Origin of the sequence: Brevundimonas sp. (assembly GCF_036677305.1) — a bacterium.
GTDB lineage: Bacteria > Pseudomonadota > Alphaproteobacteria > Caulobacterales > Caulobacteraceae > Brevundimonas.
In genome coordinates, this window is record NZ_JAKFEB010000152.1 from 1 (window position 1) to 5366 (window position 5366).

Sequence of the window (5366 nt, forward strand, 5' to 3'; positions counted from 1 at the left end):
AGGCGTCCAAGATCGGCTATCAGGGCCAGGTCGCGGGCATGGCCGCGATCGTCGCGGCCTGCGTCGCCACCTTCCTGTGCTTCGCCCTGACGGGACCGATCAGCCGCATCCTCGGCGACATCGGCATGTCGATCATCGTGCGCGTCCTGGGCCTGATCCTCTGCGCCCTGGCGATCCAGTTCATCCTGCTGGGCCTGTCGGAAGCCATTCCGGGCATGATCTCGGGGGCGGTGACCACACCGTATCCGGAGGGCGGTCACTGAGGCGGTCGACCCTTCCCATCCCGTCATTCCGGGGCGCGCAGCGGAACCCGGAACCCAGGAGACCGGACCCCATCGACTGGTCCGCTCACCGCCCCCGCGTCGAGACGCCTGGGTTCCGGGTTCGGCTCCCGGCTGCGCCGGCCCCCGCCCCGGAATGACGGGAAGGGGAGAACCGGTTCAGATCCGCTTCAGCCGCTTCGCATGGCCGCCGACCATGTTCAGCGCCATGCCGTCCGGCAAATGCTTGGCAAGCGCCGCCAGCAGATTGTTCATCGCCCCCGGCGTCACCTTCGGCCGGTTGGCCTCGCAGGCGGCGTAACCCACGCGGGCCACGTGGTCGGCGGTCTGCCACATCCAGCCCGGATAGGCCGACGAGACCTCATCCCGCGTGCCGTTCACATCGTGGAACTCGGTCAGGGTGTAGCCGGGGCACAGGGCGGTGACGTGGACGCCGGTCCCGCGCAATTCGAGGTGCAGGCCCTGCGAGGCCTTGATCAGGAAGCTCTTGATCGGCCCGTACAGGGTGTCGCCGCCGGTCGCGGGCATCTGGCCGGCCAGCGAGGCGACGTTGAGGATGCGGCCGTAGCCGCGCTCGACCATGGCGGGGGCGAACAGCCGGGCCAGCTCGACGGGGGCGGCCAGCATGACGCGGATCATGGCGGAATGGGCGGCCGGATCGGTGTTGAGAAAGCCCGCCGTGCGGCTGAAGCCGGCGTTGTTGACCAGGCCGTCGATGTGGAGGCCCCGCGCCTGCAGGGCGTCGTACAGGCGTCGCGGCGCGGCGGGGTCGGCGAGGTCCTCCGTCAGGACGGTGGTCGCGGCGCCCGCATGGGAAAGCTCTTCGGCCAGCGCCTTCAGCGGCGCCTCGCGGCGGGCGGTCAGGACCAGGTCCCGGCCGTGTTCCGCATAGACCCGGGCCAGGGCCGCGCCGATGCCGGCGGACGCGCCCGTGACCAGCACGACCGGACGCGGCCGCGAGGGCAGGCTCATGTCAGGCGGCGACCGGGCAGGATGAATGCGGCGCGAAGGCGGCCAGCGACGGCGGGTCGTTGTCCAGCAGGTCGGCGATGGTGATCTTCGACAGGGCCGCGCCGGCGGCCAGATCGGCGGCGGTCAGGGCCTTGGCGACCTGACGCGGGATGTGCTCGCTGACCGGGCAGCCCTTGGCCCCGGCGGGCGGCGAACCCAGCTGGGCGCAGCCGTTGACGGCGCGCAGAACGGTTTCCAGCGAGATGTTCTCGGGCCTGTGCAGCAGCCAGGCCCCGCCCGAGGCGCCCGGCCGGGTGGCGATCAGCCCGGCCTTGGCCAGCAGGGCGGTCACGCGGCGCACGACGACGGGGTTGGTCGGGATGGAGGCGGCCAGAACCGCGCTCGCCGCCGCGTCGGCAGGCGAGAAGGCGCCCTTGTGGGCCAGATAGGCCAGGGTGTGGGCGGCGACGGGAAAGCGTTGGCTGTCTGACATGGTGCAGGCCTCAAGATAGGCGTTGCGAGGCCGTTTCACAAACCGGGTTCCCCCGGGCGGCGCGGGCCATGCAACCTTCGCACCCGCAGCACGATTGAACCGCGGAATGAAAGGGCCTAAAGGCTCGCCGCTCTTTTGATGGGAACCGCGCTGTGCGGGGTCCCGGAGGAACTTCATGGCCGGGGCCTCTCCCCAAGGTGAAGACGGCGCCGGCGCCGCCGCCTCTAACTCCCCAACCCCCTCCGACAAGTCCGTCGCCCCGGCCCATCCGCACCCCGCGGCGGCCGGCGAGGGCGGTCACGTCAAGGCCGGAAAATGGGGCCTGATCATCGGCGCCATCGGCGTCGTGTTCGGCGACATCGGCACCAGCCCCCTCTACGCCCTGCGCGAGGCGATCGGCCACGCCCGGGACGGCGTCGGCGGCGACCTGGCCGTGATCGGCGTCGTCTCCCTGGCCTTCTGGGCGCTGATGGTCGTGGTGACGTTCAAATACGTCATGTTCCTGATGCGGGCGGACAACAAGGGCGAGGGCGGGACCCTGGCCCTGATGGCGCTGGCGACCCACGCGGTGGGCCGGCGCAGCGCCTTCATCTTCATCCTCGGCGTATGCGGCGCGGCGCTGTTCTACGGCGACGGCATCATCACCCCGGCCATCTCGGTCCTTTCGGCGATCGAGGGCGTCAAGGACGCGCCGGGCGTCGGCGGCCGGCTGGATCCCTTCATCGTGCCCGTCTCGGCGGGAATCCTGATCGCCCTGTTCCTGGTCCAGGCGCGGGGCACGGCCGGTCTGGCGCGCTTCTTCGGGCCGATCACCGCGCTCTGGTTCCTGAGCCTCGGCGTGCTGGGCGTGATCCACATCTTCGACGACGTCTCGATCCTGCGGGCCCTGTCGCCCCACTATGGCGTGGAGCTGCTGATCAAGGACGGCTTCCTGGGCTTCATCATCCTGGGCAGCGTCTTCCTGGCGGTGACCGGCGCCGAGGCGCTGTACGCCGACATGGGCCATTTCGGCAAAGCCCCGATCCGCGCCGGCTGGATCGGCTTCGTCCTGCCCTGTCTGACGCTGAACTACCTCGGACAGGGCGCCCTGATCCTGTCGCATCCGGGCGCAGCGGAAAATCCGTTCTGGAGCATGGTGCCCTCGGCCATCTACTGGCCGATGCTGGGACTGGCGACGGCGGCGACCGTGATCGCCAGCCAGGCGGTCATCACCGGCGCCTTCTCGGTGACCCAGCAGGCGGTCCAGCTGGGCCTGCTGCCGCGCATCGACATCAAGAACACCTCCGAGACCCAGGCCGGCCAGATCTATGTGCCGGCGGTCAACAACCTGCTGATGATCGGCGTGCTGGTCCTGCTGTTCGTCTTCCAGAGCTCGCACAACCTGACCGCCGCCTATGGCGTGGCGGTGACGGGGGTCATGCTGATCAACACCCTGATGGCCTACTCCGTCATCCGGCATAAGTGGAACTGGCCGGTGTGGGCCGTGCTGGGGGCGCTGATCCCGTTCGGCTTCATCGACACCGTCTTCCTGACCTCCAACCTGCTCAAGATTCCGGACGGCGCCTGGATGCCGCTGGTGCTGGGCGCGGCCCTGGTGCTGCTGATGTGGACCTGGGTGCGCGGCACCCAGATCCTGTCGGACAAGACGCGCAAGGACAGCCTGCCGCTGACCGACCTGATCGAGATGCTGCGCGCCCGTCCGCCCCACCGGGCGCCGGGCACGGCCATCTTCCTGACCAGCGACCCCGACGTCGCCCCGGTCGCCCTGATGCACAATCTCAAGCACAACAAGGTTCTGCACGAGAAGAACGTCATCCTGACCGTCCGCACCACCGACCGGCCGCGCGTGCCGGAAAACCAGCGGGTCACGATCGAGCCGATCTCGGACGACTTCAAGAAGCTGACCATCAGCTACGGCTTCATGGAACAGCCCAATGTGCCCAGGGCGCTGGGCGTGTGCCGCAAACAGGGTCTGAAGTTCGACATCATGTCGACCAGCTTCTTCCTCGGCCGCCGCTCGGTCATCGCCTCGGCGACCCAGGGCATGCCGCTGTGGCAGGACAGGCTGTTCATCTTCCTGACCCGCAACGCGGCCAATCCGACCGACTTCTTCCATATCCCTCCCGGCCGCGTGGTCGAGCTGGGCGCACAGGTGGCCGTATGAGGCAGATCGCATGAGCCGGGGACCCGAACAGGGGCGCAGCTCCGCCGCCCGCGGCCGCCGCATGGCCGACAAGGCGCGGGCCGGAACCCGGCCGCCGCGCGCGCCCAAGGTGCAGGTCCAGGACGACAGCGCAGACATCGGCGTCGAGGCCCGGATCGCGGCCGGCGTGCTGCTGAACGCGGCGCTGGAAGGCCGCGGCGGGCTGGACGCCGCCCTGTCGTTCCGCGAGGTCGCCGGCCTGCCGGGACCGGACAGGGCCTTCGCTCGCGCCGTGGCCATGGCCGCCCTGCGCCGTCTGGGCGAGATCGACCAGATACTGGACCGCAAGCTGCAGAAGGGCCCGCCGCTGGCGGTGCGCACCATCCTGCGCGTGGCCCTGGCCCAGATGCTGATCCTCGAGACGCCGGCCTTCGCGGCGGTGTCGACGGCGGTGAAACTGGCCGAGCGCGAGCCCAGGACGCGGCCCTACAAGAATCTGGTCAACGCCGTGCTGCGCGGCATCGACCGCGAGGGGCCGGGCCTGACCACGGCCGAGAGCAATCTGCCCGAATGGCTGTCCGCCCGCTGGCGCGCCGCCTACGGCGAGGCGGCGCTGGTCGGACTGGCCCTGGCCGCACGCGAGGAGCCGGCGACGGACCTCAGCGTCAAGCCCGACGTCGACGGCGCGGCCGTGGCCGAGGCGGTCGAGGGCGAGGTCCTGCCGGGCGGTTCGATCCGCACGGGCCGGCGCGGCGATGTCGCGACATGGCCGGGCTTCGACGACGGCGTCTGGTGGGTCCAGGACGCGGCGGCCGCCGTACCCGGACGGCTGCTGGCCGCGAAGGCCGGCGAAACCGTCATCGACCTGTGCGCGGCGCCGGGCGGCAAGACCCTGCAACTGGCGGCTTCGGGCGCGACCGTGGCGGCGCTGGACCGGTCGGCGGTGCGGCTGAAGCGGCTGACCGAAAATCTGCAACGCACCGGCCTCGAGGCCGAGGTGGTCGCCACGCCCGCCGAGGACTGGGACGACGACCGCGTGTTCGACGCCGTGCTGCTGGACGCCCCCTGCACCGCGACCGGCACCTTCCGCCGCAACCCGGAAGTCCTGCGCGCCACCAAGCCCGCCGACGTCGCCAAGCTGGCCGACGTCCAGCACCGGCTTCTGGACGCCGCCGCTGAACGGGTGAAGCCGGGCGGCCGGCTGGTCTATTGCGTCTGTTCGCTGGAGCGCGAGGAGGGCGAGACCCAGATCATCGCCTTCCTGCGCCGGAACGCGGCCTTCAGGACCGCGCCCGCCGATCCGGTCGCCGTCGGCGCGCCGGAAGAAGCGCTGACGCCCGAGGGCTGGCTGCGCATCCTGCCGTCGATGTGGGCCGAAAAGGGCGGGGTGGACGGCTTCTTCGTCGCCCGTCTGGACCGGGTCGCCTGAGGCGGGATGGAGCCGGAGAGGTCGCGGCGAATGTCCGCTAAGGGCCGGGAGCCGGCCGTCGTCTCAATG

The 5366-nt window shown here is 70.6% G+C and carries 5 protein-coding genes; 3 read left to right on the forward strand and 2 right to left on the reverse strand.

Going from position 1 to position 5366, the window contains the following annotated elements:
• A partial coding sequence (locus V6M42_RS08555; protein WP_332678199.1) for a MarC family protein occupies positions 1–263 on the forward strand: 263 nt, incomplete at its 5' end.
• Positions 264–440: 177 nt separating this feature from the next.
• Here the strand turns inward: V6M42_RS08555 and V6M42_RS08560 are convergent.
• Both V6M42_RS08560 and V6M42_RS08565 read right to left on the reverse strand, forming a co-directional pair.
• The gene (locus tag V6M42_RS08560; RefSeq protein WP_332678200.1) at positions 441–1253 is read right to left on the reverse strand and encodes an SDR family NAD(P)-dependent oxidoreductase; all 813 of its coding nucleotides are present in this window, start codon (positions 1251–1253) and stop codon (positions 441–443) included.
• 1 nt (position 1254) lies between these two features.
• Positions 1255–1725 (reverse strand): Rrf2 family transcriptional regulator, encoded by a 471-nt coding sequence (locus tag V6M42_RS08565; protein ID WP_332657612.1) that lies wholly within the window; start codon positions 1723–1725, stop codon positions 1255–1257.
• A gap of 175 nt (positions 1726–1900) precedes the next feature.
• Here V6M42_RS08565 and V6M42_RS08570 point away from each other — a divergent pair, with 175 nt between their 5' ends.
• The gene (locus tag V6M42_RS08570; RefSeq protein ID WP_332657613.1) at positions 1901–3889 is read left to right on the forward strand and encodes a potassium transporter Kup; all 1989 of its coding nucleotides are present in this window, start codon (positions 1901–1903) and stop codon (positions 3887–3889) included.
• A 10-nt stretch (positions 3890–3899) separates the two neighbouring features.
• A complete protein-coding gene (locus V6M42_RS08575) occupies positions 3900–5297 on the forward strand; it encodes an RsmB/NOP family class I SAM-dependent RNA methyltransferase (RefSeq protein WP_332678201.1) in 1398 nt (465 codons plus the stop codon).
• Positions 5298–5366 lie beyond the last annotated feature (69 nt).

Coding starts and splice junctions, on each gene's coding strand:
- V6M42_RS08560 (WP_332678200.1), bottom strand. CDS start 1,253: ATGAGCCTGCCCTCGCGGCCGCGTCCGGTCGTGCTGGTCACGGGCGCG.
- V6M42_RS08565 (WP_332657612.1), bottom strand. CDS start 1,725: ATGTCAGACAGCCAACGCTTTCCCGTCGCCGCCCACACCCTGGCCTAT.
- V6M42_RS08570 (WP_332657613.1), top strand. CDS start 1,901: ATGGCCGGGGCCTCTCCCCAAGGTGAAGACGGCGCCGGCGCCGCCGCC.
- V6M42_RS08575 (WP_332678201.1), top strand. CDS start 3,900: ATGAGCCGGGGACCCGAACAGGGGCGCAGCTCCGCCGCCCGCGGCCGC.